We start from the raw sequence: 20,009 nt of genomic DNA, 5'->3' as shown, positions 1-20,009 counted from the left end.
AAGATTAAGAAGCGAGGAGCAAAACGTTATTTAGATGACCATCTCGGGGTGTAGCGTAGCCCGGTTATCGCGCCGCGTTTGGGACGCGGAGGTCGCAGGTTCGAATCCTGCCACCCCGACCAACAAAAGCCAAACATGAAAATGTTTGGCTTTTTTATTTCCTTCCATCGAAAGCTTGCTTTCGAATGGTTAAGGAAATAAAAAACCACCCATGCGCAGCATGGGGTGGCTTATGTTGAGCAACTTACCCATAATCAGGATCACCGAGCAAAGCGAGGTAATCCGATAATTCATTTCGAATGGCTATGGAAATAAAAAACCACCCATGCGTAGCATGGGTTGGCTTTAGTTGAGCACTGACGCTACTTCAGGAACCTGTCCGCAATATAGGGTATATTTGCAGGAGTAAATCCCATTCCTTTTCCCATTCACTCCAACCAAGCTTTTATTTTCGAAGTGTTTAGTTCTTCGTCTTCATTTACTAATTTACTCAACATATAGAAGTGTTCTAATTTGTGCTGATAAGAAGGAAAGGTATCCATGGGGTAGGTAAGGTATTTTACAATTATCTTATTGAGCTCTACAGAGCTGACCTCTATTTTGAGGGCCAATGGCCCTAAAAAACTTTTTTCGTCTTCTGAGGCACCACTATCTCTTAGAGTGATTTTAACCAGCGCGGCAAATTCATCATGATACTAAATGGAACTCAATTTAGCTTCCTTTATTTTAAATCGTGTTTTCACATGCAATATGTCATTAAGTATTGAATATAAAATATATTCTTGTTTTTTATTCATTGTTTTATTTAATTTGTTCACTTATTTTGCAATTCTACAGTTTGTTATTTTGATATCTGATTTCAAACAAAGTACCACGAAAAAGGTAAACTTCCTGTGTGTATGCGAAATGATACTTCCCTTGATGATTTGCCACGCAAAATCTGAAAGTTCTCGGTCTTACAAGGATCCTAGAGTCTGGATCTTTACACAACAAGAAAGGGTCAGTATGCAAATCTGGTTTTACAATCGTGCTACGGCAATGGGATTAAACCCTGAAGTAAGAGATGAATACGACAAAATCATTCTATATTATTATTATAAGATGAAACGGTTGGATGACTATGGACAAAAACTATTCTAATTAAGAGATACGTACTAAATTTGAAGAACTCCAAAAAAACAGCAGGCAGAAGATAAAGCTATTTTGACATATCAGCAGAATGAGATGTATTTAAAAACCTATGATCGAATCTTACAAAGCGGATACAAAAGAAATGGCTAGCGAAATAAATAAGCTAATAATCACAAAATATTAATCACAATGAAAAAACCATTTCTATTTTCATTTATCGGGTTTTTGTTGAATATGGCCATATATGCACAGGATATTCCTCCGCTTAACAGTAATTATTTAATTGAGAATGGTATTTCGCCCAAGGTCCTTGATGCCGCTGCTAACGTGCTCTTACAGGAGGGCAGTTTTATCCAGAATCTTCAGATAAGTATTAAAACTTCTGAGAGTGAGAAGAATTTTAAAACCCAAATCATCTATGATCCATCTTACAAAGATGGCAAGGATCTTCGGTTTGTTGTCGAACAGGGACAGTTTTCAAAATCAGATTTAAAGTCATTAAAGAAAGCAATTGAAAAGAGCCATAAGTTGAGTAGACTTTCTCGTAGCAACCTGTATGATGAGTCCTCTTTAAAACAAGTTCGTTTAAGTGGAAACGAAACTGTATTCGGTTTTAAGTATTCTAAAAATGATATTGAACCTGAGTTAAAAGATATTAAAAACTATGATGGCAAAATTTTTATCATAGATGGCATCTTAAAAAGAATAGAACTAAAAGGTTTAAAAAAGCTTGCTGGTGGTAAGGAAAATTTTAACCGTGTTGTTTATTATGAAAAGGCGAAAGAGCAAAAGGGATATTTAGTTTCGGGCATTGAAGAAACGTATACTTTAAAAGACCAAAGCTATAAATTTATATATGAAACCGCTGAATATAAATCACCTAATGGAGATCAGATTACCTGGCTGGGTAAACCGACATCTTCATCCTTTTTTAACAACGAAAAAGCTAAAGATACGATTAACGTTACTTTGGGTTGGGCACTTCCAATTTTCGGAAAACCGGCTACAAAACTTGGCTACGGATTACCAAGACCCGTTGGTATAAACGTAATCTTGCATTCACAGGACGATGATCTGGACTTTGAAGGCATCAGTGTCGGTTTTGGTGATGGGGATTTAGCAGATTTGAGTTCCCTATTTGATTTGCAAAACTCTAATATTGTTCAAACCACTACCACATATTTTGTACGGCCCGATGTTTGGATATTTCCGTTTTTAAACGTGGCAGGGATATTTGGAAGGGCCGATAATACGGTTGCTGGCGATTTCATTTTGGATGAAGAGTTTAGGCAAGGGATTCTCGACCTGGCTCCTTTTCTGGGATTGAACCCTAGTGATATTCCACAAGCCCTTCCTCTTAACATTGATGTATCGGCCAATATCATTGGTGGTTCCGTAACCTTGGGAGGAGGCATAGGGGATGTCTTTTTTAGCGGGACCTATCAATACATAAGGGCCAGCGTGGAGGAAGCCAATACCACGACCAATGCCAATGCGTATGTCTTGATGGCGGGATATCGATTTCCTAATAACCTCAACATTTTTGCGGGTAGTATGGGGCAATATTATGATTCTGATGTTGCAGGTTTCTTTGAATTGGATTCTGGAGATATTTTAAGGTATAATGTCAACTTCACCCCAACTACCTGGAACGCTATTATGGGTATGAACAAAGGTTTTGGCAAACATTGGGATCTAATGGTACAACTGGGAATTGGCGGAAGGGAACAGTTGACCGCGCAATTAGGATATCGGTTTTAACAATTTTTTGCTGGCGGAATTCATCCAAAAGTTGAATCAAGAACGATCCTAAAATGCTTCATTAACCCCAAAATAGATCCCGTTTTGTCCATCCTTCACACTACCAATATCCAATCTCAACCAAGTACCTTAGTCTTTTAGTAGTTTGAAACGAACCCCTGCACCATAGCCAGGTTTCAGCGAATGAACCGAAAATATATTTTTATCTTGGTATCGAAATCAATTTTTAAACCAGATTATGATAATAAAATTCTATGGTACCAGAGGTTCAATACCTGTTTGCGAAAGTGGATTTCAGGAATTTGGAGGAAACACCACATGCGTTGCAGTCATGGCCGATAACAAAGAAGGTGATGTTTTAATTTTTGATGCAGGCACTGGTATACGAACTTTAGGAAAAGAATTAATGCAACGACCTTTTAATTCAGAAGATAAAATTGTATTGGCCTTTTCCCATTTCCATTGGGACCATTTGCAAGGGTTTCCATTTTTTGCCCCCGCCTATGATCCTTCTAGAAAAATAGACATTATTGCTTTGGGCGAAGACTTGGACATCCCAGACCTTAAATCAATTTTCACCCATCAAATGGAAAGTACGTACTTTCCGGTCAGCCTTGACAATATGGGTGCAAACTTTGCTTTTCATTTAAAGAAAAAGAACGAAGAAGTATTCCAGACAGGTAGTTCAGGTAGGCTACTCTCAAACTCACATTCTCATCCTGGTGGTGCACACGGCTACCGTTTAGAGGTAAATGATAAAGTTTTTGTGTACTGTACCGATGTTGAACATGGCGATATTTTGGACCAAAATATAGTGGATTTCGCAAAGGATGCTGATGTCTTGATTCATGAAGCACAATATACTCCTGAAGAACTCCCAAAATTTAAAGGGTGGGGACATAGTAGTTGGGAGCAGGCTATTGAAGTTGCGAAATTGGCAGGAGTTAAAAAGCTATACATGACACATCATGATCCGGAGCACAATGATGATTTTATACGAGCAGAGGAAAAAAAATGTCAAGTCCTATTTAAGAATTGTTATTTTGCACGTGAGGGTGATGAAATCAAAATTTAGCCTAATTTCGTAAACTTTCAAACTACTAATGAATCAAATCATAATCCCCAAGTAGCTTATGGAAATAGGTCCTAGAGACACTATTGTAATTGCATGTCTCGTCTTGTTTTTAGGCAAATACATAAACAAGAAAATCTCATTTTTTAGAGCGTATAACATTCCCGAACCTGTAACAGGAGGAGTGATTTTTTCCATCTTTTTTGGAGTTCTATATGCTTTTACCGGGATAGAGGTAAACTTTGCGCTCGAATTACGCGATGCATTACTTATCATTTTTTTTATAACCATAGGACTCTCTTCAAGATTAAAAACGCTATTGAAAGGAGGCAAATCGTTGATACTACTTTTAGTGTTAGCAGTAGGCTATCTTTTTATCCAAAACCTCAACGGAATTGGAATTGCTTACATCACTGGTATGCCAAGTGTGACGGGTATTTTAGGTGGCTCGGTTTCTTTCAGTGGGGTCATGGCACCACAATTGCATGGGTACCTACTTTTCAAAATGATTTTGGCATTTCGAATGCCATGGAAATGGGTATTGCCTGCGCGACCATTGGTTTGGTACTTGGAGGCTTTATTGGAGGTCCTATTGCGAAATTTTTGATAAATAAATACGATTTAAAACCAAAAGATAGTAAACCTGTTACAGTAGGTGTTCGCCATGATAAAGAGGATACCGTAGAGATGAATTATAATAATGTTTTGCAGATGATATATTTTATCTTCTCAACAGCAGGGCTGGGTATAGGAATTAATGAATTACTGGTATGGATTGGACTTTCCCTTCCGTCTTTTGTTACAGCTTTGTTCGCAGGCATCATCATTACCAACTTGATTCCTGTCTTCTCAAAAAATTTTGATTGGCAACCTGAAAATTCAAAAGCCCTAGCCATGGCTTCAGATTTATCTTTAGGACTTTTCTTGGCAATGTCGTTAATGAGTCTTCAATTGTGGACCCTTGCCGATTTGGCAGGGCCATTGCTTCTAATTGTAATTGCACAGCTAGTGGTAATTTCCTTATTTGTAATTGTTGTTGTTTTTAGGGTTATGGGAAAAGATTACGACGCTGCTGTAATGAGCGCAGGATATGCGGGATTGTCTTTAGGCGCAACACCTACGGCAATTGCCAATATGACCGCGGTTACAAAGAAGTTCGGCGGGTCGCCCAAGGCATTCATTGTGGTGCCGCTTGTCGGTGCTTTTTTTATTGACATTTCCAATGCCTTGATTATTAAATTCTTATTGGGTGTTTTTGGGTAATTTTTAAATTGATCTACCTTGATTACGGAGATTGCATAATTATGCTTCAGTTTGAGTATGGATTCACTATGGGCAATCCCAACTGATAGCCACTTGGCTATTTCAATAGATAAAATATTAACACTTTTTAACAGTTTTGTTTAACCAATTTTTGACCCAAGATTGTTTAACTTATTTATACATTTCTTACCGAAATGCATTCTGAGAAGTAGGCTTCAATTAATGTTAATGTTTATCGTTCAAAAACAACATAAACTGCAGACAACGCTTATCTCAGTGGGTTTTAAAGAAAGTAGTATTTCTTTTTTGTTAATGTTTTAAAATGACTCAATATCTCAAAAACAAAAAAAAATAACCGTAGATTTTACCTTAATCAGAATTTATTTAGTGCAAGCCTTAAACAATCTAAATTATGTGTCATGAAATATCTTAAAGTTTTAATCTTTACCATTTTTTGTTCAGTAAATGTGCAAGCACAAGACTTGACCACCGAACAAAAAGAACAACTCGAGTACAAGGTATCTGTATTTATGTCCAATGATAAAGAACTTCAAAAATTATGGTATGAAGACCGTATGGATAAAATGAAACTAAAAGGAAAGCTCCGAAAAGATTACCTGAAAATAGTACAGTATCACGCCTTAAAAATGGAACAACTCAGAAAAATTAAAAATAAAATTAGTGCGGATCAAATGAAATCTAAGCTCCAACAACAAATAATGCTTATGGAAGTTGATGTAAAGGAAGTTTTGGACAGAAATCAGTTTGAAATACACCAAAAAACTTGGAAAGCCATCATCAAGGCGGTAATTCTGAAAGAGGGCTTGGATGTGAAATAAGGCCAACCGTTGATTTCACCTAATAAAACATACTGTAAATATTAAATTCAGCATACTATGATTTGGATATAATTACTTGTGGTTCTCTTTTTTATCTTCCTTGGTTCCAAAATGGGAGGTATTGGTATTGGCTACGCTGGTGGTGCCGGTGTAGTGGTATTAACTTTAATTTTTGGCTTGGATGCCGGTTCGGTACCCGTAGATGTCATTCTCATAATAATGGCAGTTATCTCGGCCATAGCTGCAATGCAAATAGCTGGAGGTTTGGATTACTTGGTACATCTCTCTGAATCCTTACTTCGTAAAAATCCAAAGCGAGTTACTTTTTTAGGGCCTACCGTAACTTACTTCATGACCTTGTTTGCAGGTACAGGGCATACCGCCTACGCAGCTTTACCAGTCATTGTGGAAGTTTCAAAAGAAGGAAATGTGAGGCCATCAAAACCACTGAGTATTTCCGTAGTGGCTTCGCAAATTGCCATAACCGCTTCACCTATTTCAGCTGCCGTGGTGATTTTTGCCAGCTTTTTGGAACCGCTAGGGGTTTCGTACCTACAACTGTTGGCCGTAGTCATTCCTGCTACTATTTTAGCCTGTGTCGTAGGTGCTATTGTGGCAAATAGATTGGGAAAACCTCTTGACCAAGACCCTATTTATCAGGAGCAACTAAAAGCAGGTTTGGTGAAGCAGAGAAGCACCGAAACGTATAAAGATTCCAAAGAGGCCAAACGGTCTGTGGGCATCTTTTTGGTTGCTATAGCCATCATAGTCACCTATGCTACTATTATCTCTAAGAAGGTTGGGTTGATTGAAAATCCGACAATTCCCCGCAATGAGGCGATTATGGCGGTCATGTTGTTGGCAGCAACCGTCATTGCACTAGTTTGTAAACTTAGAATGGCGGATATACCAAGTATGTCGACTTTTAAATCAGGTATGAGCGCAGCTATTTGTGTATTGGGAGTTGCCTGGTTGGGCGACACTTTTGTCAGCAACCATATTGAGGAAATCAAAGAGGCAGCCGGAGGTATGCTTAACCAATACTCCTGGTTACTCGCTGTGGTGTTGTTCTTTGCCAGTATGCTGTTGTACTCGCAAGCCGCTACTACTACAGCTTTGATGCCAGCAGCTTTGGCCTTAGGTGTCAGCCCCATAGCCGCTATTGCCTCATTTGCCGCAGTAAGTGCTCTTTTTGTATTACCAACCTACCCTACTCTTTTAGCGGCAGTTGAAATGGATGATACCGGAACCACCAAAATAGGCAAATATGTCTTTAATCATTCCTTTATTATACCGGGTATAGTTACCATCGCATCAAGTGTGATTTTCGGATTTCTTATCGGAAGTGTCGTTTTATAAATCAAAAAAGAACAAGACAATGAAAACAAGAAAAGAAACAGATTTATTGGGAGAATTGGAGATTTCCAACGAATATTATTATGGTGTTCACACACAAAGAGCCCTAGACAATTTTAAAATTTCGAACTCCAAAGTTGGTGACTTCCCCATTTTCGTAAAAGGATTAATGTTGACGAAAAAAGCTTGCGCCGCTGCGAATAAAGAAATTGGAACTATCCCATCCGATAAAGCGGATATGATTATAAAGGCCTGTGACCATATCTTAAACGATTTAGAAAAGTATGCCGTGTTTTTCCCTTCGGATGTTTTCCAAGGAGGTGCGGGAACTTCGGTGAATATGAATGCCAATGAAGTTATTGCCAATGTGGCTTTGGAGCTTAATGGTCATGCAAAGGGAAGCTATGACATTTTACACCCAAATGACCATGTCAACAAATCACAATCGACCAATGATGCCTACCCAACGGCATTTCGAGTTGCGGTATATTATTATAAGAACCAATTGTTGGAACGTATCAATATACTGACTACCAGTCTGGATAAAAAAGCGGCTGCTTTTAAGAATGTTCTTAAAATGGGAAGAACCCAACTTCAGGATGCTGTACCCATGTCACTCGGAGATGAATTTGGGGCATGGTCCACCAACTTGAAGGAAGAAACTAAAAACTTAAAACATTGCCGTGACCTTATTTTAGAAGTCAATCTAGGAGCAACCGCAATCGGAACAGGTGTAAACGCTCCAGATGGGTATTCTGAATTGGCCATCGGTTATTTGCAACAGTATACCAAAGCAAGTTTTGTAAAAGCCGAAAACCTAATTGAGGCCACCTCGGATTGTGGAGCTTATGTCATGATATCAGGGGCTTTAAAAAGAACTTCGGTCAAGCTTTCAAAAATATGTAATGATTTACGTTTGTTGTCTTCCGGACCACGATGTGGGCTGAACGAAATCAACCTACCTGAAATGCAGGCAGGTTCCTCTATTATGCCAGCTAAGGTGAATCCCGTTATCCCGGAAGTAGCAAACCAAGTTTGCTTTAAGATTATCGGGAATGACGTAACAATTTCTTTTGCCGCGGAGGCCGGTCAACTACAATTAAATGTAATGGAACCCGTAATCGCTCAATGTATGTTTGAGTCGGTTGAATTGCTTTCGAATGCTTGTATTACCCTTGCCGAAAAATGTATTAATGGCATTACGGCCAATGAAGAGCATACGAAGCAAATGGTGTTCAATTCCGTGGGAATCATAACCTTTTTAAATCCCTATATCGGCCATCATATGGGTGATGTTTTAGGAAAAGAAGCCGTTGCTACCGGTAAGAATATCCGAGAATTGGTGCTTGAAAAAGAGCTGCTTTCCGAAGAAGAGCTGGATAAAATTTTGAGCGTGGAAAACCTAATGCATCCAAAGTATACGGCAACCTTGCACAAACAGAACTGATGATCCAAAGAACAAATAGTTACCTATAAATTTCTTTATTATGAAAGCGCTAAAAATGAAAATGATAGTTTTCCTGATGGTAGCCGCTATAACCACTCTTGGGTTTGCGCAAGATACAGCACTTCCCAATGTTAAAATTCTAGCAACTGGTGGAACCATTGCTGGCTCAGCTTCCTCTGCCACGTCAGGGAGCTATTCCGCAGGTCAAGTGGGTATTAAAACCATGATCAACGCCGTGCCCGGAATCAAAGAAATCGCAGATGTCTCAGGCGAGCAGATCGCCAATGTCGGTTCTCAAGATATGTCAGTCGATATTTGGTTGAAGCTGGCGAATCGCATTAATGAATTGCTATCCTCCGATAAGGTAGACGGCATAGTAATTACCCATGGCACAGATACCCAGGAAGAGACGGCCTATTTTTTGAACTTGGTGGTCAAAAGTGATAAACCCGTAGTTACAACAGGCTCTATGCGTTCCTCGACTTCTATAAGTGCCGAAGGGCCTTTGAATTTATACAATGCCGTTGCTATAGCTGCCGATCCTCAATCTAAAGGGAAAGGAGTTATGGTCTCGCTCAATGACCAAATACACGCTGCCCGCGATGTCAGCAAAATGAATACCACCAATGTAAATAGTTTTCAATCGCCCATTAAGGGAATGCTAGGCGGAGTATTCTATGGTAGACTTGGCTTTTTTCGCGAACCCAATACCAAGTTTGGAAACACCAGTGAATTTTCCGTAGAAGGAATTAAAGAACTGCCTCGCGTTGATATTTTATATGCCTATGCGGATATGTCTCCTGACTTGATTGATATGCATGTGAAGGCCGGTGCCAAAGGTATCGTTATTGCCGGTGTTGGGAACGGTAATATGACTGAGGCTACCCTGAATGCAGCCAAAAAAGCATATGAAGATCATGGTGTAATTATTGTTAGAAGCACCCGCGCCGCCACAGGATGGACCTTACGTGATAATGAGTTCAAAGATGACGATTACCACACCGTGGTCTCAGGTGATTTGAATCCCGCAAAAGCGCGAGTCTTACTAATGCTTGCACTTACAAAGGAAAAAAGCCTGGCCGAACTTCAAGACGTTTTTTATGAATATTAAATGAATAGGCAATTCTCAAACGGATTGGGTAATAACTACAAGAGCATTTCAAAATGGCATTAAATCAACTCTTTTTCAGAAAAACTATTATCGCAGGTACTGGTTTATTCTTGTGCATTTTCTTAGTGGTTCATTTGTCTGCGAATTGCATTTTGTTGTTACCGGAAGAAACCGCAAGAGGTTTATACAATTCGTATTCGACCACTTTGCGAGAAAGCCCCTTGATAAAATTAGTCGCCTATCTGCTTTACGCATCCATTCTGCTTCATGTTATCTATGCCTTGTTGATTACACTTCGAAATAGAAAAGCAAAGCCGCAAAAATATGTTATGAACAATTCCAAGGAAAACAGTACATGGACTTCCCAAAATATGGGGCTTATCGGTACTATGATCCTTCTTTTTATTGTCGTGCACTTGGCCAATTTTTGGGCAAGGATCAAATTGGGAATTGGAGAGGCAGTGGGTTTGGATGCTGTTGGAAATGTAGACGTATATGAAGTAACCAGTAGCTTATTTCATAATATCTATTATGTGGTTTTCTATACCGTGTTGGCAATTCCATTGGCACTGCATCTGCATCACGGTTTCAAAAGCGCTTTTAAAACATTAGGTTTTTATCATAAAAAAGGGCTGCGTATTGTCGCTAAAATAGCTTTGGTCTATGCCATCATTATGGGCATAGGTTTTGGAATCATACCTTTTATTGTTTATTTAAAATAGCATGGGAAGATGAAATTAGATGCAAAAATTCCAGAAGGAAGGCTCGAAGATAAATGGCGGAATTATCAAGTGAAGTCACAATTGATAAACCCTGCCAATAAAAAGAAACTCAATGTAATTATTGTCGGTTCAGGATTATCAGGAGCCGGTGCAGCAGCAACTTTGGCAGAATTGGGCTATGATATCAAATGTTTTTGCTATCAAGATTCCGCAAGGCGGGCACACTCAGTGGCAGCTCAGGGTGGTATAAATGCTGCTAAGAACTATCAACATGATGGCGATAGCGTTTGGCGTATGTTTTATGATACCTTAAAAGGAGGTGATTTTCGTTCTAGGGAGGCCAACAGCTATCGGCTTGCTGAACTTTCAGCGCCACTTATAGACCATTATGTACAGCAAGGCGTGCCCTTCGCTAGAGAGTATGGAGGAACTCTAGTTAACCGGAGTTTTGGCGGAGTTCAGGTACAAAGAACTTTTTACGCGAGAGGGCAAACCGGACAACAATTATTAATGGCAGCCTATTCGCAGCTGTATAAAATGGTGCGTGCCAAAAAGGTAGAAATGTTTCCACGTAGCGAGATGTTAGACCTCGTTGTAATCGATGGAAAGGCAAAAGGGATTATTGTTCGTGATTTGGTAAGCGGAGAACTCAATCGGTATGCTGCCGATGCCGTAGTTCTGGCTACCGGAGGGTACTCAAGAGTCTTTAGACTATCTACGTTAGCTATTGGTTGCAACGGCAGTGCCTTATGGAAAGCCCATAAAAGAGGAGCGTTTTTTGGAGCTCCTAGTTTTACCCAAATACATCCTACAGCTTTACCGCAATCGAGTGAAGCACAATCAAAACTCACTTTGATGTCCGAATCCTTGCGTAACGACGGAAGAATTTGGGTACCAAATCAAAAAGACGATTCGCGAAAAGCAAATGATATTTCTGAAGCTGAACGAGATTACTATTTAGAACGACGTTATCCCAGTTTTGGGAATTTGGCACCACGGGATATCGCTTCCAGGGCTGCCAAAGAACGTATTGATGCAGGTTATGGAGTGGGAAGATTAAAGAATGCCGTGTATCTGGATTTCAAACATGCCATTGAAAAGTTTGGTCTGGAAACCATAAAAGACCGATACGGCAATCTGTTTAAAATGTACAAAAAGATTACGGGTATTGATGCTTATAAAGAACCTATGAAAATTTCCCCCGCTGCACATTTCTCCATGGGCGGGCTTTGGGTAGATTACGAATTAATGACCACTATTCCCGGATTATATGCCATAGGAGAATGCAACTTCTCAGATCATGGCGCCAATCGTTTGGGTGCCAACTCTTTATTACAAGCTAGCGTCGATGGGTATTTTATACTTCCGAATACGATTAACAATTATTTAACTGATGAAATCAAAGCAGACCGTCCTACCATAGAGCATCGGGAGTTTGACAAGGTGGAGAAGGAAGTAGAGGCGAATATCGACCGCATTCTGGCCATAAATGGTGCCAAGACAGTAGACCATTTCCATAGGGAATTGGGCAAGGTCATGTGGCAAGAGTGTGCCATGAGCCGAAATAAAGCAGGACTAGAAAAGGCTATTCAGCAAATAAAAGACATTCGGGATGCGTTTTGGAGCGATGTAAAAGTCACTGGAAACAATAATGAATTGAATACAGAACTGGAAAAAGCACTGCGATTGGGCGATTTTATAGAGTTGGGGATTTTAATGTGTACAGATGCACTGGAACGAGATGAGTCCTGCGGGGCACATTTTCGTGAAGAATTCCAAACCGAAGAGGGGGAAGCCGTTCGAGTAGATGAAGAATATTCCTATGTATCTGCTTGGGAATATGACAACGGAGACTTCAAGCTGCACAAAGAAGCACTTGAATTTGAATTTGTAAAACCGTCGGTACGAAGTTATAAATAAGATACGATGCAAGTAACATTCAAAATATGGAGACAAGAAGGCCCAAACGACAAGGGGGCCATGAGAGCTTATGAAGTGGATGGTTTAACAGAAGATATGTCCTTTCTTGAGGCTTTGGACCACTTGAACGAGCTACTTGTTCTGAAAGATGAAAAAGTAATCGCTTTCGAATACGACTGCCGTGAAGGAATCTGCGGACAATGTGGTGTTTTTATCAATGGGCGCGCCCACGGACCGCATGATCATATGACGACCTGCCAATTGCACATGCGCAGTTTTAAAGATGGTGATACGATTATAGTAGAACCCTGGCGAGCGGCATCTTTTCCGGTAATCAAAGATTTGATTGTAGACCGTTCGGCTTTTGATAGAATTATTGAGCAAGGCGCATTTATCAGTGCAAAAACTGGTACGGCACCAGAGGCAAATGCCATCCCCGTACCCAAAGAAGTCTCGGACAGGGCAATGGACGCAGCTGCCTGTATAGGCTGCGGAGCGTGTGTGGCTACATGTAAAAATTCTTCGGCCGCCCTTTTCACCTCTGCCAAAATCAATCATTTGAATGGTTTGCCACAGGGGCGCGCAGAAGAACACAAACGTGTAGCTGAAATGACCTATCGAATGGAAATCGAAGGCTTTGGTAGCTGCACCTTTACCGGTGCCTGCGAGGTAGAATGCCCAGAGGGTATTTCTATCATAAACATTGCGGAAATGAACGCAAGAGTTACAAAATCAAAAGTTTTTGGATAGAAAAAAATAAAACAAAGCCTTATGAAGAAATTGATGGCTACATACGGAAAAACAATACTGTTAGCAGTGTCCCTGTTCCTAATACAAGAAACTCAGGCACAGACTAAATCTGATCGTGATGACAGCAGTAATTGGTTTGACGAAATTACTTCGCGAATAGACCCTTATGCAAGTATTCGTATTGGTGCAGGATTTGATGAGGATGGTGAGATAGGTATTGGTAATAATGCCCCTCGCGCCGGAATACGATTTAAACATGCATTATCTCCAAATGAGGGAGATAATTTTAATGCGATAGGAAGGGTTGAATTGGGTTTTAACCTCGTATCAAGAGACGAGACTATCGAATTTGCAGTAGATCCAGGGGCGGGGATTGCACAGGTTGGAGATGCGGTTTTTAGCAGACTGGGCTGGGTCGGGGTTACTTATAAGGACTTTCAATTTACTTTTGGGAAACAAAATTCGGTTTACTATACTCTAGGAGCCATAGAAGTCGATAAAACCTTGGCCTTTGGTGGCTCAGGTATTGGGGTATGGAATATTGCGGATGGTGGTGTTTCCGGAACTGGGCGTGCCAATCAGGTCATAATATTGAAGTATGCCAAAAATGGGCTGAGTCTTGGAGCACAAGCACAGGTCAGGAACATTTCAGAGAACAACGAATCTATAGACACCTATGGCTTCGGGGCCAACTACAGAATCGATGGTTTTGGTATTGGGATAGGGTATAACAAGGTAAACGATGGTGTTGAAGACCCACTGCCCGATCAAGCCAAAGAGGGAGATGAGTCTTTTGTAGTATCCGCCTCCTATGAAAAAAACAGGTTTACCATGGCAGCTTCTTATGCTAGCTTAAACCAACATCAACGCGCTGGGGATGTCTTCTACGATGCCACCGGTCTCGAATTTTTTGGTCGGTACAAGTTTTCAAAAAATGAAAGATGGCATTTAGGGTTGGGGTACAACTATCTCAAACCGAAAGAAGAGGAGAACTTAGGGGATTTTGACACAAAATTCTTCATTACAGAGTTAGCATATCGATTTAAAAAGTCCAGTTATATTTCGGCGTCTTCTCGAATTGATCAAAGCAAAGATGTCAATGGGGACAGTAAAAGATCTAGCATCTTTGGCATCGGTATTCGTTTTGATTTTTAATCCAATGAAATAGCCAAAAAATAGGAATGGAATTTTTTGATATTCTTGATATGCTCGGTACCATTGCCTTTATAATATGTTAGAGATCTTTTTCATCTAGAAAAAGGTATAGATAAATAAGGGAGAAGTAAAGAAATACAGGCATGGTTAGCTGTACATGCCTATATACCTGCCTGTTAATCTATCTTCACCACCACGCTGTGGGTGGTTGGCTTTAGTTGAGCACCGCCCCCCATTAAGGATTATGCCGCTAAAGCGGCATAATCCTCAGTTGCTTTTAATCTTTCATTAATTGTTGCCAACTTGTTTGTTGAAGGCATAACTTATCCCCACCATAATCATGGAGGTTTTCATCTTATAAGATACATTACTGCCAGGGATAGCTCCATAAGGAGGCGAGCTTTGTATAAACTGCGGATTAAGTAAGGGTCCGGAAGTAGCATCTCCGCTATCACCATAATGGTAGACGGCATCTAATGAGAGTCGGTCCCCGGTATTATAGCTCAATCCGAACTGAAAGGCATTTTTAATAATTGCCGTTGCCGGAGTATTGAAAAAAGCTACATCGCTGTTTATAGGATTAGAACTATAGGTATAGCCCAATCTCAATGGCAGTCTATTTACACCTTTGTATTGGATCCCTGCGGAGATAATATTAACGTTTTCCCAGCCAAAACCGGAAACAGATGCGGTTGGTGTCCATCCCACTTTAGAAAATCCATCTGTATTTTCATAATCTACCAGTCTATAATCCAATGCCAGATCTATATTTCCCAGCGAGTATCCTAAACCTAGCGAATATATTGCGGGGTAGTCCATATTAAAATTGTTTGTGCCGGTAGAATTATCCAAATACTCGTTTTCAAATTCGAAATCACCAAATGCCTGGGTGGTTTTATACGAAGCCCCAGCTTTAAACCCCGAGCCCGAATCAAAGAACACTCCAAATTGTGCTCCGAACCCCAGAGCCGTTGCAATATCTGTGGAAGGGTACCCGGCGCCGTTTGGGTTGGCAGTCGGATTGGGCATTAATTCCAAAGTGGCATAGTCAAAAGTCGGTTGAACACCCAGCGAAAAATGGTCCGATAATTCATAAGCGTATGCTAGCCCTACTTGCAACAAAATATAATTAGATTCTATCCTTCCAAATCCACCCATACTTTGTGGCATATTGATGGGGTTAGTAGTACTTTCGGGAAATGTAACCCCAAATCCACTAATACCAAAGGCTGAAGCACCAAAGGTATGTTTACTGCCTTCTTTACCCCAGACCATTGCCAACGCAGGCAATACTGAAAGGCCTTTATCATCTTCGGTAACACCACTGAAAAAATTTCCGGTAGGTTGCCCGGTACCATTAAATTCAGGAACCGTTGAACTCAGTTCAGGAGAGGAAAAGAACAGCCCCAAATCAAATTTTAGATGGCTTTCATCAAAAACAGAGATCGCTGCCGGGTTCCAGTGTAAGGCTCCCGAAATATCAATGGGTTGAGCAGTTGCTGCGCCTCCCATAGACATGTTTACCGAGCCTACACCCTGCATAATATGCCCTGATTGCGAAAAAATAGCTGTTGAGAAAATCAAAAAACAAAATTTAATTAAGTTTTTTTTCATGATTAGTTTGTTTTATAACTGTTAAAGAATATTCTAACAAAAAAGGGAGATGTACGGATCAAAATATGATGTATTATTCATTGATATTCTAGGCGAAGTTATCCGTAAAATAGTGCAGTTTCTATGATTAATATCATAGTTCAAATCTTCCAATTTCGACCGTGGTATGAGTGAATTTAATCCGGAAAGATTTGTTTTAGTAATTTCATAGCTGACCAGCCACGCTAACCAACTACACGCTAATTTGTATCCAATTTCACATCCTTAAACATAAAAGGATTATAGCTAAACCTTAGGGGTTTGCCGGTAGCGGTAGTTGTATTTCTTACAATAACCTGCTTTGTTTTGATATAGGGGAATTCCTCTTGGTAAGTAGCATCGGTCATTTCCGGATTGAAGTCTGCAAAAATAGTAGGACCCTTATGGTCTGCGGGAAGCTTGGAATCATCAATATGCAGGTTGTCAATAAGGATCTGCTCTGGCATATAGCAGGTATAACCAAAATTGTGCTGGCCGGTATTGACACCGCGGATAAGACTGGCGCAGGGGGGCACACCTCCTCTGGGCTCAAAAAGGCAATTACGGATAATGATTTCGCCTTCCCAGGTGCTGCCGTAGTCGTTACGCAGGTTAATGAGGCTCTTGGCGTAAATAGACGAATTCTCCACAATCAGGTTACCAGTGCCGATGGCATTGATTCCCATATATCCCAAAGTAGAATTACGGATAGTGATATTGGCTACGCCTTTGTGGGCATCAAATCTGGAAAAGGAACAATTGTCATAGAGCAGATTTTTACAATAATTAGATCCCAGTATTCCCCAATAAGTTTTATCATGAATGTCATTAGTCTGACTGCAGTTTACAAACGAAACATTAAGCGTTCGGTTAAGTAATATGTCGTAAGATCCCATAGGAAAGGGCTTGCCTTCAGAATTTGTTCTCTGGTAGGTCTTGCGTCCGGTAAGAATAGTATTCTTAATGGTTACATTGGCGCAATCGCTGATATTGAGGAAACCTCTGTAGGGCCCACCCTGGTCTCCTTCCCCCGTGACATGATGTTCCAGCCCGTCTACAATAACATTAGAACGCCTGATAGCCATGTTGCGGCTATAGTAGTTGTTCCTTTTAGATTCGGCTTTATTGGCTATGGTTGTAAAGCGTCCTCCACTAATTTTCAGAGTTTCCTTGTCTATAGGTATTGCGGTAAGGTCTGTTATTTGGTCAAAATCCCATATGACCGGACTGTCCATATCAACATCGCCGTTTTGATCCACAACAAAATTATCCATTTTAGAAGACCCGTTATTTTCATTCTGACCCACTCTTATATAGTGCTTAGTATTATCATCCGTTACAGTGACCAGGCAAGCTCCGGGCAAGTCGGCCTTAATTTTTTCCTGGTTTCTTTTGAGCGATGTAATGCCGTTAATTTTAAATGGTTCAAGTTTGGAGCTGACCAGAAAAACTGCCGCATTCTTATTCTGGACTTCGGTATCGTCAATAATAAAATTCGCCGTACCGAAATAGGTGTCGGTCTGGATGACCACAGGCTGTTCTATTCCGCCTATGTAATAACTGGCACCCTCGTCAGCTCTTACTGACAGCGAATACCTGTTTGCAAAAGCGTGGGTGGCCGCAATAACATAGGTGTCATCGGTTTTACCATCGCCCACCGAATCAAAGTCGCTATATTGCACATATCCCCTGGTTTTGAATTTGGCCACATTCTTGCGCGAAACATTTACTAACAGTTCCCCATGATCATTGGTATGTACCTTCGTTTTTTTCTTTTTGGATGTGATTACAATAGCTTTGGGAGTACTTTGCAGCTGCCCTTGTAAAGCCATGGTACAGGAAAACAAAAAGCAGAGGAAGAGAAGTTGTTTTATCATGGGCATAAATCCAAAATTAGCTACTATTCAAAAACAGCCTTCATGGTTCTATTGTCACTTTTCTCCAGGGTCATTTCTAATTCCCCTGAGGGTTTCAGGATCAGGAAGCCATCCATGGTGCGGTCATCACTATAAATAGTATAAGAACTATCTGTCCGTTGCTCCCAGTTTAGCTTATGGGTGTGATAAGACTGCAGTGAATCTGGTGTGTTGTACTCGCAATGAAAAGACAACGCAATTTTATCAGCCCGTATATCCAGGTAGTCTTGTTTGGTGCAGTCGTCCAGAACAATTACATCATCATTAAATTGTAATGCCTTGATGCTCCAAAACTTAACTATTTCGGCATTTTCATTCGCTGTATCTCTGGTATTTGATTTACAGGATATTATAAAGATCAGCAGAAATAAATAGTGAATTTTGTTCATATTATATCTTTCTTAAGCAGCTAGATGCTAATATAATTGAAATAGCGGTAAAGGTGAAAACCTTTACCGCTATTGCTTTTGTAATATGGGAGAGACAATTTTAATTTACGCCAACCGCCTCATTGAGTACAATGGCCATGTTGTATTCTTCTACCCTTAAAGTCTCAGGGATAACCCCATACCTTTCAGGGATATTTGCAGCCAGTTCCGATGTCCAGAATGCTGCCCTGGCACTTTTGGTTTCAAACTGGTAGATGCCACTGATGGCACCCGTACTTTCTTCTGCCAAATAGAATTTCTCAAGAAGTCCGGGTACTTTTTTGAATACATCCAGATCTTCATGACACACCTGCATTAATTTTTCCGGGCTGTGGGTTGAATTAAATTTTACTGATAATACTGCTTTTGCATTTTTCATTGTTAAAAATTTACGGTTAATAATTATAGGAGCAAAAGTAGGGGCAGGTGGTCTTGCCAGGATAGGATAAAAAGTCTGATAAATAGACGCTAAGGGTTTTTTAACCTATTTTGTTGGTATTCAGGTGTTGTTTGCGATATTGGAGGGGGGTTACCTTATGTTTTTGCTTAAACACCCGGATAAAATGGGAAGGGTCTTCAAAACCACATTCGAAGGAAAGTTGATTAATGGGTAATGCGGAATTCAGCAGGCGATGCATGGCAAGATCTAGTTTGCGTTGTTTGAGCCAAACCGCCGGGGTGGTTTTGTAATATGCTTTAAAGGCTTTTTTAAACTTGGTTAAACTCATATGGCAAAGTTGCGCATAGTCCTCAATTTTTAAGTTGTATCCAAAATTTTCTTCCATTACCCGGCTCATATGATAATCCTGATCCTGACACAGGGAAATAAAATAGTCGTTTAACTGCTGATGATTTACATTGGTAAAAATGCTGAGTAGTAATTCTTCAAATTTTAATGTCAGTAATTGTTCGTTAGGTTGTTCTGTCAGTGCTAAATAGGAACTGATAGAACGGTAATAATTATTTAGCAGGTCATCTGCCTGTACCCTTAAGACAGCATCCTGGCTGGAAAGGTCTTTCTGGGTAGTATTCAGAAAATGCGGATTTTTCTTAAGAAAGGATTTTATAAAATCGTCGGGAATAAAAAAGAAGATGGCGCAAAACTCGTCATCAAAGAACTGGTGGGTGAGGTTGGCGCCCTTTTTTATAAAGAGGATATCGCCCTGCTCAGCTTCATAATCATGGTAAATACTCTTCCACATTTTTTTACCCGAGCTAACGAAGGCAAAGTAATTACTGTCAGACCATATCCCAAACTTTGTTTCTTCCTGCATACAGGTGTACTCTACAAACAACAATTCGTTTACCTGCAGCTTCCGGAACGCATCGCCATGTTTTATAAAGGAATAAAGGTTTACCATCTTTGGAATTTTCGCCTGTAGCACTCAATACATTCTGAATAAACAGAATGCGCGTCAGAAAATCACAGGAGGTTTCAATTTACAGTATTTAAATTTAGGAAAAGCTATCATTTAACATCAGAGAACTTTGAGTTAGCCCCGCCTT

The 20,009-nt window shown here is 40.2% G+C and carries 16 protein-coding genes, 1 tRNA gene and 1 pseudogene; 12 read left to right on the top strand and 6 right to left on the bottom strand.

Features of this window, described 5'->3' with window-relative positions; all coding sequences use genetic code 11:
* The first annotated feature begins 44 nt into the window (after positions 1 to 44).
* Positions 45 to 122: transfer RNA gene (locus J1G40_RS05695), tRNA-Pro, on the top strand.
* 306 nt (positions 123 to 428) lie between these two features.
* Here J1G40_RS05695 and J1G40_RS05690 read toward each other — a convergent pair.
* Complete coding sequence (locus J1G40_RS05690) at positions 429 to 611, bottom strand: hypothetical protein (protein WP_265241630.1); 183 nt, start codon at positions 609 to 611, stop codon at positions 429 to 431.
* 709 nt (positions 612 to 1,320) lie between these two features.
* Between J1G40_RS05690 and J1G40_RS05685 the strand changes: the two genes are divergently transcribed.
* The 11 genes and pseudogenes from J1G40_RS05685 to J1G40_RS05630 all read left to right on the top strand — a co-directional run bounded on the left by J1G40_RS05685 (position 1,321) and on the right by J1G40_RS05630 (position 14,527).
* Entirely contained in the window at positions 1,321 to 2,892 is a 1,572-nt protein-coding gene (locus J1G40_RS05685) for a hypothetical protein (protein ID WP_265241629.1), read from the top strand.
* Between the two features lie 238 nt (positions 2,893 to 3,130).
* Complete coding sequence (locus tag J1G40_RS05680; RefSeq protein ID WP_265241628.1) at positions 3,131 to 3,967, top strand: MBL fold metallo-hydrolase; 837 nt, start codon at positions 3,131 to 3,133, stop codon at positions 3,965 to 3,967.
* 58 nt (positions 3,968 to 4,025) lie between these two features.
* A pseudogene (gene gltS / locus J1G40_RS18345) lies at positions 4,026 to 5,227 on the top strand (sodium/glutamate symporter).
* 419 nt (positions 5,228 to 5,646) lie between these two features.
* Positions 5,647 to 6,066, top strand: a complete 420-nt coding sequence (locus J1G40_RS05665) for a hypothetical protein (protein WP_265241626.1) — start codon at positions 5,647 to 5,649, stop codon at positions 6,064 to 6,066.
* A gap of 78 nt (positions 6,067 to 6,144) precedes the next feature.
* Positions 6,145 to 7,425 carry an anaerobic C4-dicarboxylate transporter gene (locus J1G40_RS05660; RefSeq protein ID WP_265241625.1) on the top strand — a complete coding sequence of 427 codons (1,281 nt, stop codon included), beginning with the start codon at positions 6,145 to 6,147 and terminating at the stop codon, positions 7,423 to 7,425.
* A 19-nt stretch (positions 7,426 to 7,444) separates the two neighbouring features.
* Entirely contained in the window at positions 7,445 to 8,869 is a 1,425-nt protein-coding gene (gene aspA, locus J1G40_RS05655; protein ID WP_265241624.1) for an aspartate ammonia-lyase, read from the top strand.
* Between the two features lie 40 nt (positions 8,870 to 8,909).
* Positions 8,910 to 9,980 (top strand): type II asparaginase, encoded by a 1,071-nt coding sequence (locus J1G40_RS05650; RefSeq protein WP_265241623.1) that lies wholly within the window; start codon positions 8,910 to 8,912, stop codon positions 9,978 to 9,980.
* 53 nt (positions 9,981 to 10,033) lie between these two features.
* A complete protein-coding gene (locus J1G40_RS05645) occupies positions 10,034 to 10,702 on the top strand; it encodes a succinate dehydrogenase cytochrome b subunit (RefSeq protein WP_265241622.1) in 669 nt (222 codons plus the stop codon).
* 9 nt (positions 10,703 to 10,711) lie between these two features.
* Positions 10,712 to 12,622, top strand: a complete 1,911-nt coding sequence (locus J1G40_RS05640; RefSeq protein WP_265241621.1) for a fumarate reductase/succinate dehydrogenase flavoprotein subunit — start codon at positions 10,712 to 10,714, stop codon at positions 12,620 to 12,622.
* 6 nt (positions 12,623 to 12,628) lie between these two features.
* Positions 12,629 to 13,372, top strand: a complete 744-nt coding sequence (locus J1G40_RS05635; RefSeq protein ID WP_265241620.1) for a succinate dehydrogenase/fumarate reductase iron-sulfur subunit — start codon at positions 12,629 to 12,631, stop codon at positions 13,370 to 13,372.
* Between the two features lie 21 nt (positions 13,373 to 13,393).
* Positions 13,394 to 14,527 carry a porin gene (locus tag J1G40_RS05630; RefSeq protein ID WP_265241619.1) on the top strand — a complete coding sequence of 378 codons (1,134 nt, stop codon included), beginning with the start codon at positions 13,394 to 13,396 and terminating at the stop codon, positions 14,525 to 14,527.
* Between the two features lie 288 nt (positions 14,528 to 14,815).
* Here the strand turns inward: J1G40_RS05630 and J1G40_RS05625 are convergent, their stop codons facing one another.
* The 5 genes from J1G40_RS05625 to J1G40_RS05605 all read right to left on the bottom strand — a co-directional run bounded on the left by J1G40_RS05625 (position 14,816) and on the right by J1G40_RS05605 (position 19,864).
* Positions 14,816 to 16,141 (bottom strand): OmpP1/FadL family transporter, encoded by a 1,326-nt coding sequence (locus J1G40_RS05625; protein WP_265241618.1) that lies wholly within the window; start codon positions 16,139 to 16,141, stop codon positions 14,816 to 14,818.
* A gap of 239 nt (positions 16,142 to 16,380) precedes the next feature.
* Complete coding sequence (locus J1G40_RS05620; protein ID WP_265241617.1) at positions 16,381 to 18,036, bottom strand: hypothetical protein; 1,656 nt, start codon at positions 18,034 to 18,036, stop codon at positions 16,381 to 16,383.
* Between the two features lie 23 nt (positions 18,037 to 18,059).
* Positions 18,060 to 18,464, bottom strand: a complete 405-nt coding sequence (locus J1G40_RS05615) for a hypothetical protein (protein ID WP_265241616.1) — start codon at positions 18,462 to 18,464, stop codon at positions 18,060 to 18,062.
* A gap of 100 nt (positions 18,465 to 18,564) precedes the next feature.
* A complete protein-coding gene (locus J1G40_RS05610) occupies positions 18,565 to 18,882 on the bottom strand; it encodes a hypothetical protein (protein WP_265241615.1) in 318 nt (105 codons plus the stop codon).
* Positions 18,883 to 18,982: 100 nt separating this feature from the next.
* Entirely contained in the window at positions 18,983 to 19,864 is an 882-nt protein-coding gene (locus tag J1G40_RS05605; RefSeq protein WP_265241614.1) for a helix-turn-helix domain-containing protein, read from the bottom strand.
* Positions 19,865 to 20,009: the final 145 nt, after the last annotated feature.

Origin of the sequence: Muriicola sp. Z0-33 (assembly GCF_026126425.1) — a bacterium.
GTDB lineage: Bacteria > Bacteroidota > Bacteroidia > Flavobacteriales > Flavobacteriaceae > JAFMPW01.
The sequence above is the reverse complement of the archived record's forward strand: the minus strand, read 5'-3'. Positions and strand labels throughout refer to the sequence as shown.